At 59.4% G+C, this 20,416-nt stretch carries 18 protein-coding genes and 1 tRNA gene; 11 read left to right on the top strand and 8 right to left on the bottom strand.

What is annotated here, in order from left to right; genetic code table 11:
- Positions 1-27: 27 nt before the first annotated feature.
- Positions 28-1,299, top strand: a complete 1,272-nt coding sequence (locus tag ACR0DX_RS06330; protein ID WP_170353368.1) for an NAD(P)/FAD-dependent oxidoreductase — start codon at positions 28-30, stop codon at positions 1,297-1,299.
- 2 nt (positions 1,300-1,301) lie between these two features.
- Here ACR0DX_RS06330 and ACR0DX_RS06335 read toward each other — a convergent pair whose 3' ends face one another.
- Positions 1,302-2,003 carry an SDR family oxidoreductase gene (locus ACR0DX_RS06335; RefSeq protein WP_170353367.1) on the bottom strand — a complete coding sequence of 234 codons (702 nt, stop codon included), beginning with the start codon at positions 2,001-2,003 and terminating at the stop codon, positions 1,302-1,304.
- 103 nt (positions 2,004-2,106) lie between these two features.
- Here ACR0DX_RS06335 and ACR0DX_RS06340 point away from each other — a divergent pair, with 103 nt between their 5' ends.
- On the top strand, positions 2,107-2,958 hold the full coding sequence (locus tag ACR0DX_RS06340; protein ID WP_170353366.1) for a LysR substrate-binding domain-containing protein: 852 nt from the start codon (positions 2,107-2,109) through the stop codon (positions 2,956-2,958).
- Here ACR0DX_RS06340 and ACR0DX_RS06345 read toward each other — a convergent pair.
- Entirely contained in the window at positions 2,949-3,851 is a 903-nt protein-coding gene (locus ACR0DX_RS06345; protein WP_170353365.1) for a LysR family transcriptional regulator, read from the bottom strand. The genes ACR0DX_RS06340 and ACR0DX_RS06345 overlap by 10 nt on opposite strands.
- A 75-nt stretch (positions 3,852-3,926) precedes the next feature.
- On the opposite strand from ACR0DX_RS06345, the gene ACR0DX_RS06350 reads away from it, so the two are divergent.
- From ACR0DX_RS06350 to ACR0DX_RS06370, 5 genes are all read left to right on the top strand, one after another.
- Positions 3,927-7,139, top strand: a complete 3,213-nt coding sequence (locus ACR0DX_RS06350; RefSeq protein ID WP_170353364.1) for a reductive dehalogenase — start codon at positions 3,927-3,929, stop codon at positions 7,137-7,139.
- A gap of 128 nt (positions 7,140-7,267) precedes the next feature.
- Positions 7,268-8,134, top strand: a complete 867-nt coding sequence (locus tag ACR0DX_RS06355; protein ID WP_170724104.1) for an FAD binding domain-containing protein — start codon at positions 7,268-7,270, stop codon at positions 8,132-8,134.
- A complete protein-coding gene (locus tag ACR0DX_RS06360) occupies positions 8,131-8,610 on the top strand; it encodes a (2Fe-2S)-binding protein (RefSeq protein ID WP_170353362.1) in 480 nt (159 codons plus the stop codon). The genes ACR0DX_RS06355 and ACR0DX_RS06360 overlap by 4 nt, the downstream gene beginning before the upstream one ends.
- Positions 8,610-10,865: a xanthine dehydrogenase family protein molybdopterin-binding subunit gene (locus ACR0DX_RS06365; protein WP_170353361.1), complete on the top strand. Its 2,256-nt coding sequence runs from the start codon at positions 8,610-8,612 to the stop codon at positions 10,863-10,865. Before ACR0DX_RS06360 ends, ACR0DX_RS06365 begins: the two co-directional genes overlap by 1 nt.
- Positions 10,858-11,103 carry a MoaD/ThiS family protein gene (locus tag ACR0DX_RS06370; protein ID WP_170353360.1) on the top strand — a complete coding sequence of 82 codons (246 nt, stop codon included), beginning with the start codon at positions 10,858-10,860 and terminating at the stop codon, positions 11,101-11,103. The genes ACR0DX_RS06365 and ACR0DX_RS06370 overlap by 8 nt, the downstream gene beginning before the upstream one ends.
- Here ACR0DX_RS06370 and ACR0DX_RS06375 read toward each other — a convergent pair.
- The gene (locus ACR0DX_RS06375; protein ID WP_170353359.1) at positions 11,100-11,804 is read right to left on the bottom strand and encodes a DUF374 domain-containing protein; all 705 of its coding nucleotides are present in this window, start codon (positions 11,802-11,804) and stop codon (positions 11,100-11,102) included. The two genes, ACR0DX_RS06370 and ACR0DX_RS06375, sit on opposite strands and share 4 nt — an antisense overlap.
- Before the next feature lie 143 nt (positions 11,805-11,947).
- Here ACR0DX_RS06375 and ACR0DX_RS06380 point away from each other — a divergent pair.
- The 3 genes from ACR0DX_RS06380 to lptF all read left to right on the top strand — a co-directional run bounded on the left by ACR0DX_RS06380 (position 11,948) and on the right by lptF (position 13,638).
- Positions 11,948-12,023: transfer RNA gene (locus tag ACR0DX_RS06380), tRNA-Trp, on the top strand.
- Positions 12,024-12,195: 172 nt separating this feature from the next.
- The gene (locus ACR0DX_RS06385; protein WP_480845524.1) at positions 12,196-12,363 is read left to right on the top strand and encodes a hypothetical protein; all 168 of its coding nucleotides are present in this window, start codon (positions 12,196-12,198) and stop codon (positions 12,361-12,363) included.
- Positions 12,364-12,504: 141 nt separating this feature from the next.
- Positions 12,505-13,638 carry an LPS export ABC transporter permease LptF gene (lptF, locus tag ACR0DX_RS06390; protein ID WP_480845526.1) on the top strand — a complete coding sequence of 378 codons (1,134 nt, stop codon included), beginning with the start codon at positions 12,505-12,507 and terminating at the stop codon, positions 13,636-13,638.
- On the opposite strand, the gene ACR0DX_RS06395 is transcribed toward lptF, so the two are convergent.
- Positions 13,635-14,465, bottom strand: a complete 831-nt coding sequence (locus tag ACR0DX_RS06395) for a LysR family transcriptional regulator (RefSeq protein WP_480845528.1) — start codon at positions 14,463-14,465, stop codon at positions 13,635-13,637. The two genes, lptF and ACR0DX_RS06395, sit on opposite strands and share 4 nt — an antisense overlap.
- Before the next feature lie 101 nt (positions 14,466-14,566).
- On the opposite strand from ACR0DX_RS06395, the gene ACR0DX_RS06400 reads away from it, so the two are divergent.
- Positions 14,567-15,157, top strand: a complete 591-nt coding sequence (locus tag ACR0DX_RS06400) for an HD domain-containing protein (RefSeq protein WP_170353944.1) — start codon at positions 14,567-14,569, stop codon at positions 15,155-15,157.
- On the opposite strand, the gene speB is transcribed toward ACR0DX_RS06400, so the two are convergent.
- From speB to speA, 4 genes are all read right to left on the bottom strand, one after another.
- Positions 15,154-15,996 carry an agmatinase gene (gene speB / locus ACR0DX_RS06405; protein WP_170353355.1) on the bottom strand — a complete coding sequence of 281 codons (843 nt, stop codon included), beginning with the start codon at positions 15,994-15,996 and terminating at the stop codon, positions 15,154-15,156. The genes ACR0DX_RS06400 and speB overlap by 4 nt on opposite strands.
- Positions 15,993-17,162: a carboxynorspermidine decarboxylase gene (gene nspC / locus ACR0DX_RS06410; RefSeq protein WP_170353354.1), complete on the bottom strand. Its 1,170-nt coding sequence runs from the start codon at positions 17,160-17,162 to the stop codon at positions 15,993-15,995. Before nspC ends, speB begins: the two co-directional genes overlap by 4 nt.
- Before the next feature lie 106 nt (positions 17,163-17,268).
- Positions 17,269-18,492: a saccharopine dehydrogenase family protein gene (locus tag ACR0DX_RS06415; protein WP_170353353.1), complete on the bottom strand. Its 1,224-nt coding sequence runs from the start codon at positions 18,490-18,492 to the stop codon at positions 17,269-17,271.
- 23 nt (positions 18,493-18,515) lie between these two features.
- On the bottom strand, positions 18,516-20,405 hold the full coding sequence (gene speA, locus ACR0DX_RS06420; protein ID WP_170353352.1) for a biosynthetic arginine decarboxylase: 1,890 nt from the start codon (positions 20,403-20,405) through the stop codon (positions 18,516-18,518).
- Positions 20,406-20,416 lie beyond the last annotated feature (11 nt).

Below are 20,416 nucleotides of genomic sequence, written 5' to 3' on the forward strand. Positions count from 1 at the left end.
GATCTGCTTATTCGCAAGGAGCCCGACGTGAGCGACCATGACCAGTCCCTCTGGCTGAATACCGGTAAGGAGCACGTGGCCAGTAGCCTTTTGACCAGTGATCTGACGGTTGATCTGGCTGTGATCGGTGGTGGGTACACTGGCTGCTCAGCGGCTTTGACGGCGGCGCAGTCCGGCGCATCGGTTGCTCTGCTTGAGGCGCAGGAAATCGGGCATGGCGGATCGGGCCGAAATGTCGGCTTTGCCAATGCAGGTCTGTGGCTGCCACCGGATGAAATTCGTGCGTTTTTGGGAGAGGCGGCAGGCGACCGCCTTATCGACCTTTTGGGGGCTGCGCCGGGCGATGTGTTTGACCTGATCCAGCAACATGGGATCGACTGTTCGCCCGTGCGCAACGGTACCCTGCACTGCGCGCATTCGCCTGCCGGGCTTAAGGACCTGAAAAACCGGCATGCACAACTCAGTGCGACCGGTGCCCCGATTGAGCTTTTGTCAGCCGACGAAACCCGCCAGCGCACCGGTAGTGCGGCTTTTCACGGTGCGGTTTTTGATCCGCGTGCGGGGACGATCCAGCCGTTGGACTATGTCCGCGGGCTTGCGCGTTCAGCAGTTGAGGCGGGGGCGCAGGTCTTTACGCAAAGCCCGGTTCAATCGCTGTCGCGTGACGGCGATGTGTGGGTGTTGACCACAGCAGAAGGTACTGTTCGGGCCAAAGCATTGATCCAGGCCACAAACGCTTATCACCGGGGTTTGCCCGGAACGGCGCCTGCATATGTACCGGTTTACTATTTTCAGTTCGCGACAGCCCCGCTTTCGGACAACCTGCGCGCCAGTATTCTGCACCAAGGCGAGGGTGCCTGGGATACTGGCCTGATCATGACCTCGTTCCGGTTGGATCACGAGGGACGCTTTATCATCGGGGCGATGGGCGATCTAGGGCATGCAGGTAGCGGGGCCCACAGGGCGTGGATCAGACGAAAGATGGCCGAGCTTTATCCGCAACTGTCTGACCAGCCCCTGACCCAAGGTTGGCATGGTCGCATTGCGATGACGTCAGACCATATTCCCAAGATCACGCAGATTGGCCCGAATGCCTTGGCAGCGCATGGGTTCTCGGGTCGTGGTATCGGCCCGGGTACCGTTTTTGGCCGTCAAATGGCCAAAAGCCTGTTGCGCAACGATCCGGGTCTGCTGCCTGTCCCGGCAGTTGCTGAGTACTCGGAAAGTTGGACCGGCCTGCGGCGCGCCTATTTCGAGACAGGCGCGGCGCTTACGCATCTGATTAAGGCGCGGTTCTGATCCTAGACGGATCGCGTGATGCCACCGTCTACGCGTATGTTTTGCCCTGTGATGTAGCCTCCGCCTTCGGACGCCAGCATTGCCACGACCGAGGCGATCTCATCATAGCTGCGCCCATAGCGGCCCAGCGGGATACGGGCGCGGAACTCTTCTTTCTCGGGCAGGCTGTCGATAAAGCCGGGCAGGACATTGTTCATGCGGATATTGTCGGCGGCGTATTGGTCGGAAAACAACTTGGTAAAGGCGGCCAGTCCGGCGCGGAACACGCCCGACGTAGGGAAGACCGGGTCCGGTTCGAAGGCGGCGAAAGTCGAGATGTTGATGATCGACCCGCCCCCTTGCGATTGCATGATCGGCGTGACAAGGCGGGTTGGGCGAACGGCGTTCATGAAATAGACGTCCATGCCTGTGTGCCAATCCTCGTCCGTCAGCTCCAGTACCGATGCGCGGGGTCCATGCCCGGCCGAGTTGACCAGAACGTCGACCCGCCCCCAATGGGTCATCGCGGCGTCGACCAGCTTTTGCAGATCTTCTGTAGATTGGTTTGAACCGGTCACGCCAACACCGCCCAATTCATGCGCCAGTGCCTCGCCTTTGCCCGAAGAGGACAGGATACCGACCTTGAACCCGTCTGCAGCCAGCCGCCGGGCAGAATCCGCACCCATGCCGCTGCCACCGGCTGTGATAAGCGCCACTTTGGTCATGTGATCTCTCCGTTTGTTGATGACCCGAAAATGCGCCTCGTCGGCGCATTTGACTAATCAGTTCTTCTGTTTCTATGTTGTAGAAAATCTACAGGATGGTCATATGACCGCATTACCCCCGCTCAATGCCCTACGCGCGTTTGAAGCCTCGGCGCGACATCTCAACTTTCGACTGGCAGCAGAAGAGTTGGGCGTGACGCAAGGGGCGGTTGCCCAACAGGTGCGCGGACTAGAAGCGCGATTGGCCGAGAAGCTGTTTGATCGCCTGCCACGTGGTCTTGCTCTGACCGAAGCCGGACGCAGGTTTCATGCCCCTCTGCGCCGCGCTTTTCGTTTGATCGAAGAGGCGGTCACCGATCTGTCCGGCGACAGACATGTTACGATTTCGGTCACGCCCAGTTTCGCGTCGAAATGGTTGGTGCCACGGCTAAAGGACTTTTCCTCGCGGTATCCGGATATCGCCGTTCAGATCGACGCGCGCGAGCGGTTGGCAGATTTCAAAAGCGACGGGGTCGATATCGCCGTGCGACAGGGTCGATCCCCATTTGGCAGCGACTTATCATCGGTGCCTTTGTTTTCGACTGAATTCATTGTGGTCTGTAGCCCTTCGTTGGCCACCCAAGTCAAAGCGCCGCAGAACCTGTCAGGCGCAATCCTTTTGAACGACACCCACGGTCTTTGGCCTCTGTTCCTTGATCGGGCCGGAGTTGTCGGCAAGCCACGAATGATGAACTTTAGCCAGACAAGCCTTGCCATTGACGCGGCTGTGTCCGGGCAAGGGATAGCGCTGGCCAATGCGCCATTGGTCGCGGCCGAACTGGCGTCAGGACGCCTTGTTCAACCTCTGCCTGACGTATTGGTCGAGGATCTCGGTTTTCACATCGTCGTGCCAAAACGCCCCCGACAACCTGAACTGGTTGAGGTGGTGCAAAAATGGCTTTTATCTCAGGTCTGAAGGGCGCGCGCGGTGGACTCGATCCTGTTACGTACCCAGCGATGAGCAGGATCGTTTGCCGACCTTTGATGCCAGACCATGTAGATCGAGACCGGCTCGCATTTAAACGGCAAGGGCGCGCAGTCCAGCGCAGCCAGTGGCCCGCGTTTCATCAACGCGGTGTCGGTCGAGATCAGGTCGCTGCCTTTTACAAAGGACGGGATGGCGTTGAAATGAGGCAAGGTGACGGTGGGTGGTCTGATCTGGCTTTGGTCTACGCCCCGCATCACCGCTCGCGAACTGCGGCCATCGGGAAACCGAACGTCAACATGTTCAGTCGCACAGTAGGCGTGCCAACTGTCCGGCGGACAGCGTCGTTCTGCATCGTAAAAGATCATCAATGGGCTGCAGAGAATACGTTTCTGAAAGATGTCCGGCCCATCCGGCGGCAGGGGCGTCAGCATCAGCTGGCACCGGTCGCTACGCAACAAGTCCGGATCGGGAACACCCGAAGGTATGAACCCTAGCCGCAACCGGACGCCCTCGGCTCGTGTGGCGCGCAGCAGTTCGGGAAAGATCAGTTCGCGCGGCATGTCGTTGGTGGCGATCTGAAATTGCATTTCCTCGAGCATCGGATCAAACGGGCGGTTTTCGGTCAGCGCCCGCATTGCATCCAGCACGTTTTGCGCTGGGTCTTTCAGCGACAAAGCCCGTTCGGTCGGGGTCAGCCCCTGACCCGAGCGGACAAACAGCGGATCGCCTAGAACCTGTCGCAATTTGGCCAGCGTATGGCTGATCGCTGATTGCGTCACGCCCAACCGGTCGGCCGCTTTCGATACCGAACTTTCTTCGAGAATGGTCAGAAACACGCGCAAGACCTTACCGTCCAGATCAGTAAAATCAGTTTTCCTCATGACGTGTATGATTATTCATGAATGGATTTGCAGTCCAGTGCGCAATAGGTGACTGTCATCATCAGGAGGTGCGCGATGGGAATCCGCTTTTTCTCGGACAAGAACCGCCCGGTTCATATGGGGCAATACCCGCTAGAACGGTTGGCACGGCAGTCGGATTTGCCTGATCTTTCCGAGGTGATGCGCATGCCAACACTTGGCTTTCATCGCCCTGAGTGCCCTGAGAGCATTGTCAATGCGATGGGTGAGTTTCAAGCGATGCTGGATACGATCCGGGATGGGTTCGTGAATCCGGTGGAGTCCAAGGTGCCTGCCGATCTGACCGGTCGTGCCAACCATCTAAAAGCGTTCGGCTATTTCAATGATGCCTCAATGATGGGGTGTGGTCCTCTGCCGCCCGAGGCATTGCTGACCGAACCCCGCCGAAACCCCGATATCGACCGTCTGGCCCATGCGCTGAAAACACGGCAGACCAAGACATTGGCTTCGGGGATCGACCTGATCATGGCCGATCTGAAAGAAAGCATGGAGGCCAAACCGCGCCCCATGGACACCCATCGCCATGCGATTGTCTTTCTGTACGAACACAACCGCGACCCGGACCCCAACGAGCCCGGCGCAGATTGGATCATGGATGCGCAAGACCACCGCGCTTGTCTTCTGGCGACCGAAAACGCCGTGGTCATCGCCAACTACATCCGCATTCTGGGCTTTGACGCGCGGGCGCATACGGTCATGTCCTCTGAGGTTGATCTGGGTAAGCTGGCCGTCGCGGCGGGGCTGTGTTCGGTCGAAGACGGAGAGCTGGTCGCGCCGTGGCTGGGTAAACGGTTCGGACTGGCTGCGGTCACGACCGAGATGGAGATCGCCCACGATCAGCCCCTGCGCCCCATGACGCAGCAGCCGTGGTTTCCAACCCAAGGCCCGGCGTGGTGGCTGGGCGCGGGCTTTGCCAAGAACGCGCTGAACCGCGACCCTTATGCCAAACGGCGCTATGTGGACGGGGCGCATCCGTTTGAGACCCTCAAGCGGGTGGAAAAACCTACAACTTATATCGACGAGGAAAACGTCGCCCGCGTCCCCAAGCGTGCCGACATGTTCGCCCGCGCGCAGTTCGGGGATATGGGCAAGCATCTGCAAGACGGGGCCAAGGGCGGGTATTATGTACGCAAGGCCGCGCCCAGTACCGCGCAACGCCGCGCGCTGGGCGCGTTCGTGTTGCTGCAGGATGGGGAAAGCGCCGATACCGCGCCACCAACCGACGCTGCACGCAATGCCGCGAATATCAAGGCGGCCACGTATTTTCTGGGGGTCGATGCGGTGGGCCTCAGCCGGTGCCCGGACTGGGCGTGGTACTCGCATGACGCAACGGGCGAGGAGATCACGACGCCCCATGACCAGGCCATCAGCATGATCATCGACCAGGGTTATGAGACGATGGAGGGCGCCAGCGGCGATGACTGGATCAGTGTCGCGCAGTCGATGCGCGCTTATCTGCGGTTTTCGTTACTGGGTGGAGTGATCGCGCAACAGATCCGCAATCTGGGCTATAAGGCCCGCGCGCATACCGTAATGGATGGCGAGGTGTTACAGCCGCCACTGCTGTTGTTGTCTGGGCTGGGCGAGGTTAGCCGGATCGGAGAGGTGATCCTTAACCCCTATCTGGGGCCCCGCCTAAAATCCGGCGCGGTGACGACGGATATGCCGATGTCGCATGACAAGCCGATCGATTTCGGTCTGCAGACCTTCTGCGAAAGCTGCAACAAATGCGCCCGCGAATGCCCTTCGGGTGCGATCACGGCCGGGCCGAAGCTTATGTTCAACGGCTATGAGATCTGGAAGTCCGACAGCCAAAAATGCGCCACCTACCGGGTAACCACGCCGGGTGGGGCGATGTGCGGGCGGTGTATGAAGACCTGCCCTTGGAACCTTGAGGGCATCTTCAAGGAACGCCCCTTCCGCTGGGCCGCGATGAATATTCCCAAAGCCGCGCCCGCGCTGGCGCGGTTGGATGATGTGGTGGGCAATGGCGGGCTGAACGATGTCAAGAAATGGTGGTGGGATCTGGAGCTGCAACCGGACGGTGCCTATCGCCCGACTGACCACCCGCTGAACCGGCGCGATCTGCAAACCGACTTGGACCTGAAATACGAGGATCAGACTCTGGCCGTTTACCCTGCCTATCTGGCCCCGCACCCCTGGCCCTATCCGTTCGCCATGGACCGCGAGGCTGGGATCGCAGCCTATGAGGCCATGGTCACGGCCGAGGAATACAAGGCGCGCAAAGCGGCGGGCGATCTGTCGGTGATCCACCGCTATACCATCGCGGGCGATGCCCCGGTTATGCGCGTCGCACTGACCAAGGTCGACAAGATGACTGCGGATGTGACCAAGTACGAATTCTCGACGCTGGACGGCTCACCACTGCCCGAATGGACGGCGGGCGCGCATCTGGACGTGCTGGTCGCGCCGGAATTCCTGCGGCAATACTCCATGTCCGGCGATCCAGCAGACCGCGCCACCTATCAGATCGGTGTATTGCGCGAGGATGCGGGACGCGGTGGCTCAGCTCTGCTGCACCGCATTTTCAACGAGGGGCGCAAGGTCTTCATCTCGAAACCCATCAACCATTTCGAACTGGACGAGGGCGCAACCAAGACCTTCCTGATGGGCGGCGGGATCGGCATCACTCCTATGATCGCCTTTGCTCACCGTCTGTATGCCTTGGGCAAACCGTTCCAGCTGCACTATTCGGCCAGTACCCGTGCCGGGGCCGGGTATCTGAAGGATCTGGCAGCGATGCCTTGGGCGGATCACGTGCACTATCATTTCTCGGACGAAGGCACACGGGCCGATCTAGAAGCCGTCCTGTCGGGATATCAAGACGGTTGGCACGTCTATACCTGTGGCCCTGATCGCTTCATGGACGGAGTTATGCAAGCGGCTGAGCGTCAGGGCTTTCCCGAAGAAGCGCGGCATCTGGAGTATTTCTCGGTTCCCGAACAGCCGGACTATGAGAATCACGCCTTCACTTTGCGGCTGGCAAAATCGGGTCGAGATCTGACTGTACCCGCCGACAAAGATGCAGCGCAGGTGCTGAACGAGACAGGCATTCACGTGGATGTGAAATGCGCCGACGGCATCTGTGGGGTCTGCAAGTGCGGCGTGATTTCGGGTGAGGTCGAACACCGCGATTTCGTTTTGTCCAAGAAACAACGTGAGAGCGCTATCATCCTATGCCAAAGCCGGGCGGCGCAGCCGGATGGTGTGATCGAGATCGACCTCTGAGCCAAGGTCAGGAAACGACTTTTTTATCTCAAAAATTGGTCGCTCCAACCATGGACGTTGGGGCGCCGCTGCACTAACGTCCCTGCCGAACCCTAGTGAACCCTGATCAACAGGTGCGAGGTATTTTCATGGATTATCACAGCCCCGCCAGTTTTGCCGAGGCGTCGGCTCTGGCTGCAAACGCAACGGGCGTCACCCGCTTTCTGGCCGGTGGAACGGATGTTCTGGTGCAGTTGCGCTCGGAACTGGTCACGCCCGATACGCTGATCGACATCAAGAAGATCGACGGTGTCAGTGACATCACCCGTAATGCAGACGGCAGTTGGACCCTTGGCGTTGCCGCAACCGGTGCCGAGATGAGCGAACATGCTGAACTGAGCCGCGACTGGCCCGGCGTGGTTGAGGCGATGGACCTGATCGGTTCGACTCAGGTGCAGGGGCGGGCGACGCTGACCGGAAACCTGTGTAATGGCTCTCCGGCGGCGGATTCGGTGCCTGCGATGGTTGCCGCTGGTGTGACCGTTTCTGTCACTGGCCCGGATGGAACGCGTGAGGTGGCTGTCGAGGATATCCCAACCGGACCCGGCAAGACCTCGCTGTCCAAGGGTGAGGTGATCTCGGCCGTAAACATCCCTGCGCGCGGGAACAATGCGGGTGACGCGTATCTGCGGTTCATCCCGCGCACCGAGATGGACATCGCCGTTGTTGGCGTGGGTGTCAGCCTGCGTCTGGACGGTGATACCGTGACCGAGGCACGCGTCTCGCTGGGGGCTGTTGCACCAACTGTCCTGCTGGTTGAAGACTGCGCCAAGGCCATCATCGGTAGCACTCTGGACGATGCTGCGTTGGACGCGCTGGCGGCTGCGGCATCGGCCGCCTGTAACCCAATCGACGACAAACGCGGCACGATCGAATTCCGCACCGAGGTCGCAGGCGTTCTGGCCAAGCGCGCCGCGAAAATCGCCTATGCCCGCGCGAAGGGAGAGAAAGCATGAGCAAGCTCCACGTAACGACCACCGTGAACGGCGATGAGGTCGATTTTCTGTGCGACCCGCGCGAAACCCTGCTGGATTGTTTGCGCGACAAGCTGAACCTGACCGGCGCGAAAGAGGGCTGCGGTACTGGCGATTGCGGCGCGTGCTCGGTCACGGTTGATGGCCGTCTGGTCTGTTCCTGCCTGATGCTGGGCGCTGAGGCCGAGGGTAAGACCATCGAAACCGTCGAAGGTATCGCGGATGGTGACGTGCTGCATCCGCTGCAGCAGAAATTCATCGAACATGCAGCCCTGCAATGCGGCATCTGCACGCCGGGCATTCTGGTTGCGGCCAAATCGCTGCTGGAGAAAAACCCCAACCCGACCGAGGAAGAAACCCGGTATTGGCTGGCGGGTAACCTCTGCCGCTGCACCGGCTATGACAAGATCATTCGCGCCGTCATGGAAACGGCAGAAGAATTGCGGGAGGCTTCGTAATGGCTCTGGACGATCGTAAAACGGATTTCACTTTTGTCGGCACCCGTCCGAACCGCCCTGACGGGTTGGACAAGGTGACGGGCCGCGCCAAGTTCGGCGCGGATATGTCTGCGCCCGGCATGCTGCATGGCGCGATCCTGCGCTCACCCCACGCCCATGCGCGGATCGTGAAAATCGACACATCGAAGGCTGAGGCGCTGAAAGACGTCAAAGCCGTCGTGACACGCGCTGATTTCGCCGACGTGCCGTTCAAGCCGGGTTTGGCTGGCGAATTCTGGAACGTGCTGGAAAACGTTATGGCCGGTGAGAAGGCTCTCTATGATGGTCATGCGGTGGCTGCGGTGGCGGCAACTTCGGCGCTGGCCGCGCGGGATGCGCTGAAGCTGATCGAGGTTGAGTACGAGGTATTGCCTCATGTGACCGACGTTGACAAAGCGATGGCCCCGGATGCACCGGTCATTCGCGAAGGTGCGGCGGATTATTCCGTGCCCGAAGTGATGCACCCCAACGTTGTGCGGTATCACGAAAGCGGTCATGGCGATGTCGACGCAGGCTTTGCCGAGGCAGATCTGGTCCTTGAAGATAGCTTTGTCACCGAGGCGACCCATCAGGGCTATATCGAGCCGCACGCCTGTCTTGGCCTGTTGGGCAATGACGGCAAAGGTGAGCTGTGGTGCACTACCCAAGGCCACTGGATTGCGCAAAAGACATGTGCGGCACTGCTGGGCATCGAAACCTCGCAGCTGCGCGTTACCGCGTCCGAGATTGGCGGTGGATTTGGCGGCAAGACCACGGTTTTCATCGAACCGGTCGCGCTGGCGCTGAGCCGCAAGGCGAACCGCCCGGTCAAGCTGGTCATGACCCGATCCGAAGTGTTCCGGGCGACGGGGCCGACCGCCTCGGCCTCGATGGATATCAAAATTGGCATGAAGAAGGACGGCACGATCACCGCCGCGCGGGGTGAGTTCCGTCTGCAAGGCGGCGCGTTCCCCGGTGCGCCGGGCGATATGACCGCCATGTGCGCCTTTGCGGCCTATAACCTGACCAACGTCAAACAGATCGGCTATGACGTGATGGCCAACCGCCCTAAGCAAGCCGCTTATCGCGCGCCGGGCGCGCCGATGGGGGCTTTTGCGGTCGAGTCGGTCATTGATGAGATGTGCAACAAGCTGGGTCTCGACCCGATCGAGGTGCGTCTAAAGAACGCCGCGCATGAGGGCACCAAGGCCAGCTATGGCCCGCGTTATGAACGCATCGGTCTGGTGGAAACGCTCGAGGCCGCCAAGGCGCATCCGCATTATTCGGCGCCGTTGAAGCCGGGGCAGGGACGCGGCGTCTCCTGCGGCTTCTGGTTCAACCACGGGGGTGAAACGTCGGTAACCTTGGCGTTGTCCGAAGACGGCTCAGCCCAGTTGATGGTGGGCACGCCCGATATCGGCGGCTCGCGCGCGTCGATGGCGCTGATGGCGGCCGAGGTGTTGGGCATTCCATATGAGAACATCCGTGTCACCGTCGCAGACACCGCAACGCTGGGGTATAACGACGTCAGCCACGGTAGCCGGGTGACCTATGCTTCGGGTCTGGCAACGATCAAGGCGGCGCGCCATGCTGTCGAAAAACTGTGCGAACGTGCAGCGGCCAAATGGGATATCCCGGTTGAAGCCGTGAAGTGGGAAAACGGTTGCGCCGTGCCTTCGGGCCCGAACGCGGGTGACTTTGACCCGATGCCGTTGGCAGATATCACCGCCAAAATGGGACACACCGGGGGTCCGATCTCGGGCCATTTTGAGGCGACGCCCGAAGGCGCAGGCGTGTCCTTTGGCACCCACATTGTTGACGCCGAGGTCGATCCGGAAACCGGCAAGACCACGATCACCCGCTATACGGTCATTCAGGACGCCGGTAAGGCGATCCACCCGACCTATGTCGAGGGCCAGTTCCAGGGCGGTGCCGCGCAAGGTATCGGCTGGGCGCTGAACGAGGAATATATTTATGGCGAGGATGGACGGTTGCAGAACTCGATCTTCCTTGATTATCGCATTCCGGTCGCCAGCGACCTGCCCATGATCGACACGGTGATTGTCGAAGTGCCCAACCCCGGCCACCCCTTCGGTGTGCGCGGCGTGGGTGAGACGGGCATCGTGCCGCCCTTGGCCGCCATCGCCAATGCTGTGTCCAACGCGGCTGGCGTTCGGATGAAGCAACTGCCGATGTCCCCGCCGCGCATTCTGGCGGCGCTCAAGGACAATGGTTGAGGTCCACCTCTGGTCCGGCCTCCGGTCTTTGACCGGGGGTCAGCAGGTGGTGGAGGTCGAGGCCAAAACCACCGGCGATCTGCTACGGGAACTGGTCAGGACGCATCCGCAACTGGAAGGCCCAATTGAGGCGGGCGTGTCCATCGCCATCGACGGGCGCGTCATCGCAACCGGTCTGACCGAACCGATCCCCGAAGGCAGTGAAGTTTACCTGATGCAGCGTTTGCGCGGCGGTTAGGACGGCGACCAAGGCTCGCGCCCGACCATGCGGTCGGCCTCGGCCGTGATGTCATTCATATGTTGTTCAAGACTGAGGCGCAGCGCCTCAATCTGCTCGTCCGAGGCTTTGCGCGGCACGGTTTCTGTCCATTCCCGGCAAATAAACACGCCCTTGTTGCGCCAGGGACGCGGCATTAGCAACCGGTCCCATGTGCCCGCCTCGCGACCATGTTCCGCGGAAAAGGTAATCCCGAACACCCGCTTGCCCGAGGTCCTTGCCCAGACCAAGGGCACCGTGGACAACACCCTTTCCGGACCGCGCGGACCGTCGGCGGCGATGCCGATGGAAATGCCCTGTTTGATCTTGCCGATCACCGCCCGCGACACGGCAATGTTGTTCGATTTCTTACTGGTCATGGCGATCGTGTCCATACCGAACAGCTTTTGCACTCGACCAACCATGCTGCCCGCGCGCGCAGACGAGGTGATGGAGCAGATGGGCCCCTTGTCCAGCGGGTAGAAATAGGGCGATTGCGCCAGCCTTTGGTGCCAAAGCACCACGATGACCGGTTCGCCCTGTTCGGCCGACTGGTCCAGTTCCTCATAGCCAATACGCTGCCATTCGGTGTTGCGATGGACCAGCCGGATATACCACGCAATGCGCCGCGCGGCCCAGTTCAACAGGGCTTCACTATCAGCGATCTTCTTGCGGATACTCACGGGCGGGGTCCTTCTGCCAAGCAAATTGTGTCTTATAGAACTCAACGCCATGCGCAACTTGTTTGTCGCATAGGTTTAGAGCAACAGAATCTGAAAAAGCCTCTTGAGTCCGCCGCGCGGCTGGCATATCTGATGCGCACCTTAGGGGTATAGCTCAGTTGGTAGAGCGACGGTCTCCAAAACCGTAGGTCGCGGGTTCGAACCCTGCTGCCCCTGCCAAATTTCACTTTGTATCATTAGGTCGAGAGATCGGATCCCGGGATCCGAGGCTTTTTATGTCGATACGCAACTAACGGCCGGTGTTGACACCGCGCGTAGAACGGGCAGGTTCGTAATAAAATTACGAGGCTCAGATATGGACGCACCTATTATCCAACTTGTTCTTTTGCTCTTGTTACTGATTTTCGTGATCTGGCTCTACATTCTCCCGATCACGATGGCGGGACGCCGCAACCGATCCGTTCTCATCTGGTTTCTGATAGGTCTTGTAGCATCACCCTTATTGGCGATCCTGTTGTTGCTTGCATTGGGTGACGCACCAGGACGACCGACGGCCTGACCGTACGCGAAGATAATGTAATTTGCTCCAAAATCCCTGACGACGGATGGTCAATTTGGGCTATTCCTTCGCATTCCGGTTTCCTCGGCCCGGCGATTGGCATATTGTCCGGTGAAACACCCAGGGGCCGGATGAGGATACATGTCGCGTTTCGATGGATATTTCCTGCGACAATTGCTGATTCTGTTCGGCTTTTTCACTCTAATTCTGGTGGGGGTCTTCTGGATCACTCGCTCGGTTAGCCTGTTTGACCGCGTAATCAGTGGCGGACAGTCGGCGCTTGTGTTTCTGGAATTTACCGCCCTGACTCTGCCGACGCTAATCCGAACCGTGATGCCAATGGCTGTATTTGCTGCGGCCGTCTACGCAACCAACCGGCTGAGTCGTGAAAGTGAATTGACCGTAATGCTGGCGACCGGGTCCAGCCCGTGGCGCCTTGCGCGCGCGGTTTTCCTGTTTGGTCTTGTGTCTGGCGCCATGATGGCGTCGATCAGTATTTTCCTGCGCCCTGCCTCGGTCGAACAGCTGGAACTGCGTCAGGCCGAAGTCGCAGGCGACGTGACCGCTCAACTGTTGAACGAAGGTGAGTTTCTGCACCCGACCACTGGCGTCACGGTATATATCGGTCGGATTGACCTGGATGGGACTTTGCACGAGGTCTTTGTGTCCGACCGCAGGGATGAGGCAACTCCCGTGAGCTACTCCAGTAAAACGGCCTATCTGGTCAATGGCGGTTCGGGTATCCATCTGGTTATGGTGGACGGTGTTGCTTTGCGCCTGGATCAAGAGGACAAAACGCTTTCTTCGACACTGTTTGAGGACGCCTCGTACGACATCTCAGGGTTAACGAACACCAATCGGATGACAGAACGAAGCCTCGAGGCGATCCCGACCAATGAGCTTTTTCAAAACCGGGCGGAAATAGCAGCGGCGGAAGGATTCACTGAGGGCGAATTGATCGAGGAGCTGCATCAGAGGTTCTCGTGGATCGCCATTTGCGTCGCCGTTTCAATGGCCGGATACGCAACCCTGATGCTGGGTAGTTTTTCGCGATTTGGCCTATGGCCGCAAATCTTCGGTGCCTTTACGATTTTGGTGCTTTTAGAAGGTGTGCGCGGTTTTGTTTCGCCCATTGTCGTTGCCGATCCGGGGTTGTGGATCGTGCTGTATTTGCCAGCAATTATCGGTATCCTGATATCATGTCTGTTCCTGCTAATCGCAGGGAGGCCGTTGGTAAGAGGACGGTCCAGACTGCGGCAGGCGTCCGCGGCTTAGGCAGGTTTTCTCAGATCAGTCAGGCAATCCCGAATGTTGTCAAACGCGGGGCTGGAACGGCGCGTGACCAGATAGAGTGGCAACATCAGATCGCGCGCGTCGGGCACAGCCGTCAATTCGCCAGATGCCAGATGGTCGGCGATAACGTAGTCTGGGAAATAGCCGATCCCGCCCCGCCGCAGGATATAGCGAAGCGCCATCATGCAATTGCCCAGAAACACTGTTTGTCCCGATGCACTGCGCGCGGTTGAGCGAACATGGTCCTGATAGACCTCACCCAGTTCCAGGTTGACGAACACCGGGTCGCCGCCCGAGCCTGCGGATTTGACGAGCCGCAAGCGCTCTGGGGCTAGTTCGTCAGAAATGATCCGTGTGTCTGACGGTTTTTCGTGGGTAAGGGCCGCGTCCAATACATGTGTGGCGACCGCGTCGATCATGTCCAGATCGTGGTCGTAGTTAAGGGTCAGTAGCAACTGGCCCAGTTTCTGCTCAAATCGAACAGCAAGATCGACAAGCAATGGATCCCAGATGCTGAGTTGCGCTCCAAGACGCAGAGCTATTCGGTTTGTCGATTGAGCAGGCAGATCCCGCGAAGCAAAAGACCACAGAGACAACATCTGCTCGGCATAGGGGCGGAATTGTCGACCAAAATCAGTCAGGGTGGTGCCACCTGCACCGCGGTTAAACAGCTGTTTTCCAGTCGCTTCCTCGATCGACCGGATACGGGCACTGACTGCGGTCTGTGTCACGTTCAGCTTGCGGGCGGCGGCGTGGAACCCTCCGGTTTCGGCCACGCATAGGAAAGTCTCGAGCGCTGTGATTTGCATGTTGAAAGTATTTTTTCATCAAATTGATAAAATCAAATCATTTTTTTGGAGTCATGGTTCCGCGCTACTCTGTGGTGAACGATGTGCATAAGGACCGTGTCATGCTGGACAAAAGCCACAAACCCACCTGGACTAGTTTCGAAGAGGCGACGAAAGCCGATTGGGATGCGGTCATGGAGTATGAAGAGGCGTACAATGCCGCTTTGCCCGACCGTATTCTGGACGCGATCCGGTCGCTGGACGAGGAGTGGACGCCATACCCGGTCAACCGCTATCAGCATAGTTTGCAGGCCGCGACCCGCGCCTATGAGGATGGGGCTGATGAGGAACTGGTGGTCGCTGCTCTGATCCATGACACCGGCGATATCCTGTCACCATACAATCACGGTGAGCTGTCAGCGGCGATGATGAAGCCCTATGTCAGCGAGAAGACCTATTGGATATTGAAACATCACTGCGTGTTTCAGGGTTACTACTACAACCACCACCTTGGCGGCGATCGAAACGCCCGCGACAAATACCGCGACAGCCCGTATTGGGAAGACTGCCGCTATTTCTGCCATGAATACGATCAGAAGGCGTTCGACCCGAACTACCCGACCAAGCCGCTGGAGTTTTTCGAGCCCATGCTGCGTCGCGTATTGAACAAGGGCGAAGGGCATATGGAATTGAACGAGACTTCCGAAGGTTAACAGGACGCCATCAGCCGATAGACGATCTGCGCGGCGGTGAAATCCCACGCCGCGTTGCCATCGGGGGCCAATTCGACCACGTCGAACCCCACGCATTTGCGGCCTTTAAGGGCTTGTTCGACCAACCGTAGGGCTTGGTAGTAACCGAGCCCGCCCGGAACCGGGGTGCCGGTGGCAGGCATCAACGAAGGGTCCAGACCGTCCACGTCAAAGCTGACATAGACCAGCTCGGGGAAATCCTCGGGCAGGTCGACGGCGTGGATATTGCCGGTGACCAGCTCCTCGGCATCCACATGGAAGACGTGGTTTTTCAGACGGCTTTGCGCCTCTTCGGTGGAAAACGCGCGGACGCCGAATTGGGCCAGTTTGATGCCTTCTTCAGCCAGCAGATGCATAACTGACGCGTGCGAATGCTTCTCGCCCTGATAGGCATTGCGCAGATCCGCATGGGCGTCGATCTGGACGATGCCGACGGGTTGGTTCAGCGCACGTGCCACGCCCATCACTGCGCCGTAGCTGAGGGAATGCTCTCCGCCCAGCGTTACTGGCACTTTGCCTGCACGAATGGCGGCCTCGGTGCGTTGGGCAAGGCGTTCCATGACGTCAGGGAGGGCGCCTTCGCAATCCAGCGGGTTTTCGGTGAAAATGCCCTCGACGCAGGGCTCGGTATGGCCGGTGATACGCTCCAGTTCGTTGCTGGCTTCGATGATGGCTTCGGGGCCTTTGGCGGTGCCCGAACCGTAGGACACGGTGCGCTCCAGCGGTACGGGGATCACGCGGAACCGCGCGTCTTCGGTGCGCTCGGACGTGGTCAGTTCACTGTCGAGGAAAATGCTCATGAGAGACGGTCCTTAAAGTCGTCATAGCCGAACTCTTTGATGATCTTAAGCGTGTCCGTTTCGCTGTTCCACAGGGCGATGGTCGGCAGGGGCACCCCATTGAACGTGTTGGTCTTGACCATCGAATAATGCGCCTGATCTAGGAAGGCAAAGCGCTGCCCGATCTCAAGCGGCTGGTTCCACGTGTAGTCGCCGATCACGTCACCGGCCAGACAAGACGGTCCGCCGAGGCGGTAGGTATGGCCTGCATCGGCCACATCCATCAGAGCGGGGCGGTATGGCGCTTCGATCACGTCGGGCATGTGGCAGGTGGCCGAGATGTCGGTGATCGCAAGGTTCATCCCATTGGTGGGCAGGTCGAGGATTTCTCCGACCAGAATGCCAGCGTCCAAGGCGACCGCCTCGCCGGGTTCCAGGTAGATGTCGACGTTGTACGTTTCTCGGATGGCCCTGATAAAAGCGATCAGCCCTTCGCGGTCATAGTCGTCGCGAGTGATGTGGTGCCCGCCGCCGAAATTCAGCCATTTGAGCTGCCCGAGGAAGGGTTTAAGCTTCGGCTCGACCGCAGCCCATGTGCGCTGCAGAGGCTCAAACCCCTGTTCGCAGAGCGTGTGCATGTGAAGCCCGTCGACTCCGTTCAGTGTCTCTTCGGACAGTTGGCTGACGGGTGTCCCGAGGCGCGAGCAGGGGGCGCAGGGGTCGTATTTGGGGATCTCGCCCTCGGAATGTTCGGGGTTGATGCGCAGGCCGACCTGAACGTTTGCGGCTTGGGTTTTCGTGAGAAACCGGTCCTTTTGCGCAGGCGAGTTGAAGATGATGTGGTCGGACAGCGACAGGATTTCGTCAATATCTGCGTCTTTGTAGCCAGCGCAGAAGGTTGCGACCTCGCCGCCATACTCCTCTCGACCCAGACGGGCCTCAAAGATGCCCGACGCGCAGATGCCGCCGAGGTGTTGGCGGACCAGCGGGGCCAGCGAGAACATGGAGAAGGCCTTGAGCGCGCTCAGGACATGCGCGCCAGATTGTGTACCGATATCGGAGAGGATGCGCAGGTTTCGCTCGATCGCCTTTTCGTCGACCACGAAGCAGGGAGTGGGGACGCGGCTGAGGTCGAAATTGCGAAAGGCACCGGCGTCGCCGGCTTGGGTGGTCATCATGTCGGACATGTCAGGCGTCTCCGATTGTGGAGAGGCCGGGGGGCCAGCCCCCCGGTCCCCCCGAGGTATTTTTAGCCAGATGAAGCAGGGCGGCCGTGGGGGCCGCCCGCGCGGATCAGAAGGTGACCGGGCCGTCGAGTTCGTGGACCTGCCACGGCAAGCCGTGGGTGTTCAGCATGTCCATGAAGTCATCGGGATCGAGCTGTTCCATGTTCCAGACGCCGGGCTCGGTCCAGTTGCCTTTCAGCACTTGGGCCGCGCCGATCATTACTGGAACGCCGGTGGTGTAGCTGACGGCCTGGCTACCGACCTCGGCATAGCATTCCTCGTGGTCGCAGATGTTGTAGATGTAGAAGGTCTTTTCGCCTGAGCCATCCTTGGCCTGACCTGTGGCGATGTCGCCGATGCAGGCTTTGCCCTTGGTTTCCGCGCCCAGATCGCCGGGATCGGGCAGCAGGGTTTTCAGGAACTGGATCGGGATGATTTCCTTGCCGTCATGCATCACTGGATCGATGCGAGTCATGCCGATGTTCTCCAGCACCTTGGCGTGCATGATGTAGGCGTCGCCAAAGGTCATCCAGAAGCGCGCACGCTCGATCTCGGGGAAGTGGGTGCTGAGGCTCTCCAGTTCCTCGTGATACATCAGGTACATGTTCTTGGGGCCGATGGCGGGAAAGTCGAACTCGACTTTGTGGGTCATGGCGGGGGAGTGTTGCCACGCGCCGTTTTCCCAGTGACGCACTTCGGCCAGCACTTCGCGCAGGTTGATTTCCGGGTTGAAGTTGGTGGCGAATTCCTGATCGTTGCTGCCGCCATTGGCGTCCAGAACGTCGATCTGGCGGATCGTGTCCAGCTTGTGTTTCTTCAGCCATTTGGCGAATACGCTGGTCACACCCGGATCGAAGCCAGATCCGAGAATGGCGGTCAGGCCGGCCGCTTTGAAGCGCTCCTGATAGGCCCATTGCCAGTGGTATTCGAACTTGGCCTCGTCCTCGGGCTCATAATTCGCGGTGTCGATGTAGTGGATGCCGGCCTCAAGACACGCGTCCATCAGCACCAGATCCTGATAGGGCAGGGCGAGGTTCACAAGGATTTCCGCACCGGTGTACTTGATCAGCTTGACCGTGTCTTCGACCTTATAGGCGTCGAGTGCGGCGGTCGCGATATCAACGCCGACGCGCTCTTTCACGGCTGCGGCGATGGCGTCGCATTTCGATTTCGTGCGGCTGGCCAGCGTGATCTCGGTGAAGATGTCCGAGTTCATCGCCATCTTATGCACGGCTGCGTGGGATACGCCGCCTGCACCGACAACCAGTGTTTTTCCACTCAAAGTTCCCATGGGGGTCGTCTCCTCTCAGGGGGTTATTCGTAATAGGTGTAGCCGTTGATTGAGTCGCGATAGGCGCTCATCAGGGTTTTGCGGTCTTTTGCCATAAGAGTACCGGTCGAGATCGCCTCGTCCACCATTTTGCGGAAGGCGGCGACGCAGTCTTGCGGGTCAAACTCGACATAGGACAGGACCTGACTGATCGTATCGCCCTCTTGTTCATGCAGCAGGTCGAAGCCGCCATCGGCGCGCAGGTCTATGGTGACGACGTTGGTGTCGCCGAACAGGTTGTGCAGATCGCCGAGCGTTTCCTGATAGGCACCGACGAAGAAGACGCCCATGAAGTACTCGCCGTCTTCGGGCAGGGAATGCACCGGCAGGCTGGGTGAGACGCCGTCGGCCAGTATGAACCGGTCGATCTTGCCGTCACTGTCGCAGGTGATGTCGCTCAGCACCGCGCGGCGGTCCGGCGTTTCGTTCAGCCCCTGCAGCGGCACGATGGGGTGCAACTGGTCGATTGCCCAGACATCGGGCAGGGATTGGAATAGCGAAAAGTTGCAGTGGTAGATATCAGCCACCTTCTCAAGCTGGTCGTCGACATCCGTGTCCAATGCGTCACTGGCTGCCAGCGCCTTGAGGCGGGCCATCAGCGACAGGTAGATGCGTTCGGCCCGGGCCATCTGGCGCAGGTCGACATAGCCCCGGCGGAACAGGGCGCGCAGTTCGTTGCGGTAAAAGGTGGCGTCGTTCCAGCATTCCTGCAGACGGTCTTGGCTGAGGTACCCGTGAACGGCGGCAAGGTCGGCGACCATGTGATGATCGTCGGGTTCAACCTCGGGGCCGGTGGGAGCATCGTAGAGGGTGCTCTCCAGCACGTTGAAGACCAGCATTGACGAGGTCGCCACCACGGCGCGCCCGCTTTCGGTGACCAGCGTGGGGTGCGCAATTTCGGCCTCATCCATGGCATAGGCAACGGTTTCGACCACGTTGGCGCAGTATTCCTCGACCGTGTAGTTGATTGAGTTCTCGGCGGCCTTTTTCTCACCGGTATAATCCACGCCCATACCGCCGCCGAGGTCCAGGTGGGTCAGCGGTACGCCCTCGCGCGTGAGTTCGGTGTAATACCGGCACGCCTCGCCCACGGCGCGGCGCACATCGTTGACGTCCTGCACTTGCGACCCCAGATGCGAGTGTTGCAGCTTCAGGCAGTGCAGCAGCCCCGCCGCCTTCAGCTTGTCCACTGTGGCGACCAGTTGGTCCGTGTTCATGCCAAAGGCCGACCGGTCGCCCGAGCTTTCTTCCCATTTGCCGCTGATCTGGTTGGTCAGTTTTACTCGCACACCGATAAGGGGTTCGATGCCTAGCTCGTTATAGACCTCGATCACCGTGTCCGCCTCTTTCGGGCTTTCCAGAACGATGACGGTGTTGAAACCGATCTTGCGGGAGAGGATGGCCAATTGGATGAACTCGGCGTCTTTGACGCCGTTGCAGACGATCAACGCCTCGGGGGCCAGACGATGGGCCAGCGCCACGACCAGTTCAGGTTTCGATCCGGCCTCAAGCCCATAATTGTATTTCTTGCCAAACTCGACGATGCGGTCGACAACCTGCGCTTGTTGGTTCACCTTGATCGGAAACACGCCGCGATAAGGGCCTTTGTAGCCCACCCGCGCGATGGCGTCGGCAAAGCTCTCGTTCAGATGCGCGATCTCATGTTCCAGATAGGAACTGACCCGCAGCACCATCGGCGCCTTGATCCCCCGGTCGTCCAAATCGGCCAGAATGCCGGGCAGGCTGATCGCCGCCGCGTCAGGGGCCAGCGGATTGCGCAGGCCGATTTCGCCCTGCTCTGTCACCTCGACAAGGCCCTTGCCCCATTTCTCAACTCCGTAGATGGAATGCGGTGCGTCGGGCATCTGTTTCAATCAAGTCAGTC

The organism is Ruegeria sp. D3, from assembly GCF_056534465.1.

What these genes read in the sequence shown, in the direction of transcription:
- ACR0DX_RS06335 (WP_170353367.1), bottom strand. Translation starts at nt 2,003, where the DNA reads ATGACCAAAGTGGCGCTTATCACAGCCGGTGGCAGCGGCATGGGTGCG.
- ACR0DX_RS06340 (WP_170353366.1), top strand. Translation starts at nt 2,107, where the DNA reads ATGACCGCATTACCCCCGCTCAATGCCCTACGCGCGTTTGAAGCCTCG.
- ACR0DX_RS06345 (WP_170353365.1), bottom strand. Translation starts at nt 3,851, where the DNA reads ATGAGGAAAACTGATTTTACTGATCTGGACGGTAAGGTCTTGCGCGTG.
- ACR0DX_RS06350 (WP_170353364.1), top strand. Translation starts at nt 3,927, where the DNA reads ATGGGAATCCGCTTTTTCTCGGACAAGAACCGCCCGGTTCATATGGGG.
- ACR0DX_RS06355 (WP_170724104.1), top strand. Translation starts at nt 7,268, where the DNA reads ATGGATTATCACAGCCCCGCCAGTTTTGCCGAGGCGTCGGCTCTGGCT.
- ACR0DX_RS06360 (WP_170353362.1), top strand. Translation starts at nt 8,131, where the DNA reads ATGAGCAAGCTCCACGTAACGACCACCGTGAACGGCGATGAGGTCGAT.
- ACR0DX_RS06365 (WP_170353361.1), top strand. Translation starts at nt 8,610, where the DNA reads ATGGCTCTGGACGATCGTAAAACGGATTTCACTTTTGTCGGCACCCGT.
- ACR0DX_RS06370 (WP_170353360.1), top strand. Translation starts at nt 10,858, where the DNA reads ATGGTTGAGGTCCACCTCTGGTCCGGCCTCCGGTCTTTGACCGGGGGT.
- lptF (WP_480845526.1), top strand. Translation starts at nt 12,505, where the DNA reads ATGTCGCGTTTCGATGGATATTTCCTGCGACAATTGCTGATTCTGTTC.
- ACR0DX_RS06395 (WP_480845528.1), bottom strand. Translation starts at nt 14,465, where the DNA reads ATGCAAATCACAGCGCTCGAGACTTTCCTATGCGTGGCCGAAACCGGA.
- ACR0DX_RS06400 (WP_170353944.1), top strand. Translation starts at nt 14,567, where the DNA reads ATGCTGGACAAAAGCCACAAACCCACCTGGACTAGTTTCGAAGAGGCG.
- speB (WP_170353355.1), bottom strand. Translation starts at nt 15,996, where the DNA reads ATGAGCATTTTCCTCGACAGTGAACTGACCACGTCCGAGCGCACCGAA.
- nspC (WP_170353354.1), bottom strand. Translation starts at nt 17,162, where the DNA reads ATGTCCGACATGATGACCACCCAAGCCGGCGACGCCGGTGCCTTTCGC.
- ACR0DX_RS06415 (WP_170353353.1), bottom strand. Translation starts at nt 18,492, where the DNA reads ATGGGAACTTTGAGTGGAAAAACACTGGTTGTCGGTGCAGGCGGCGTA.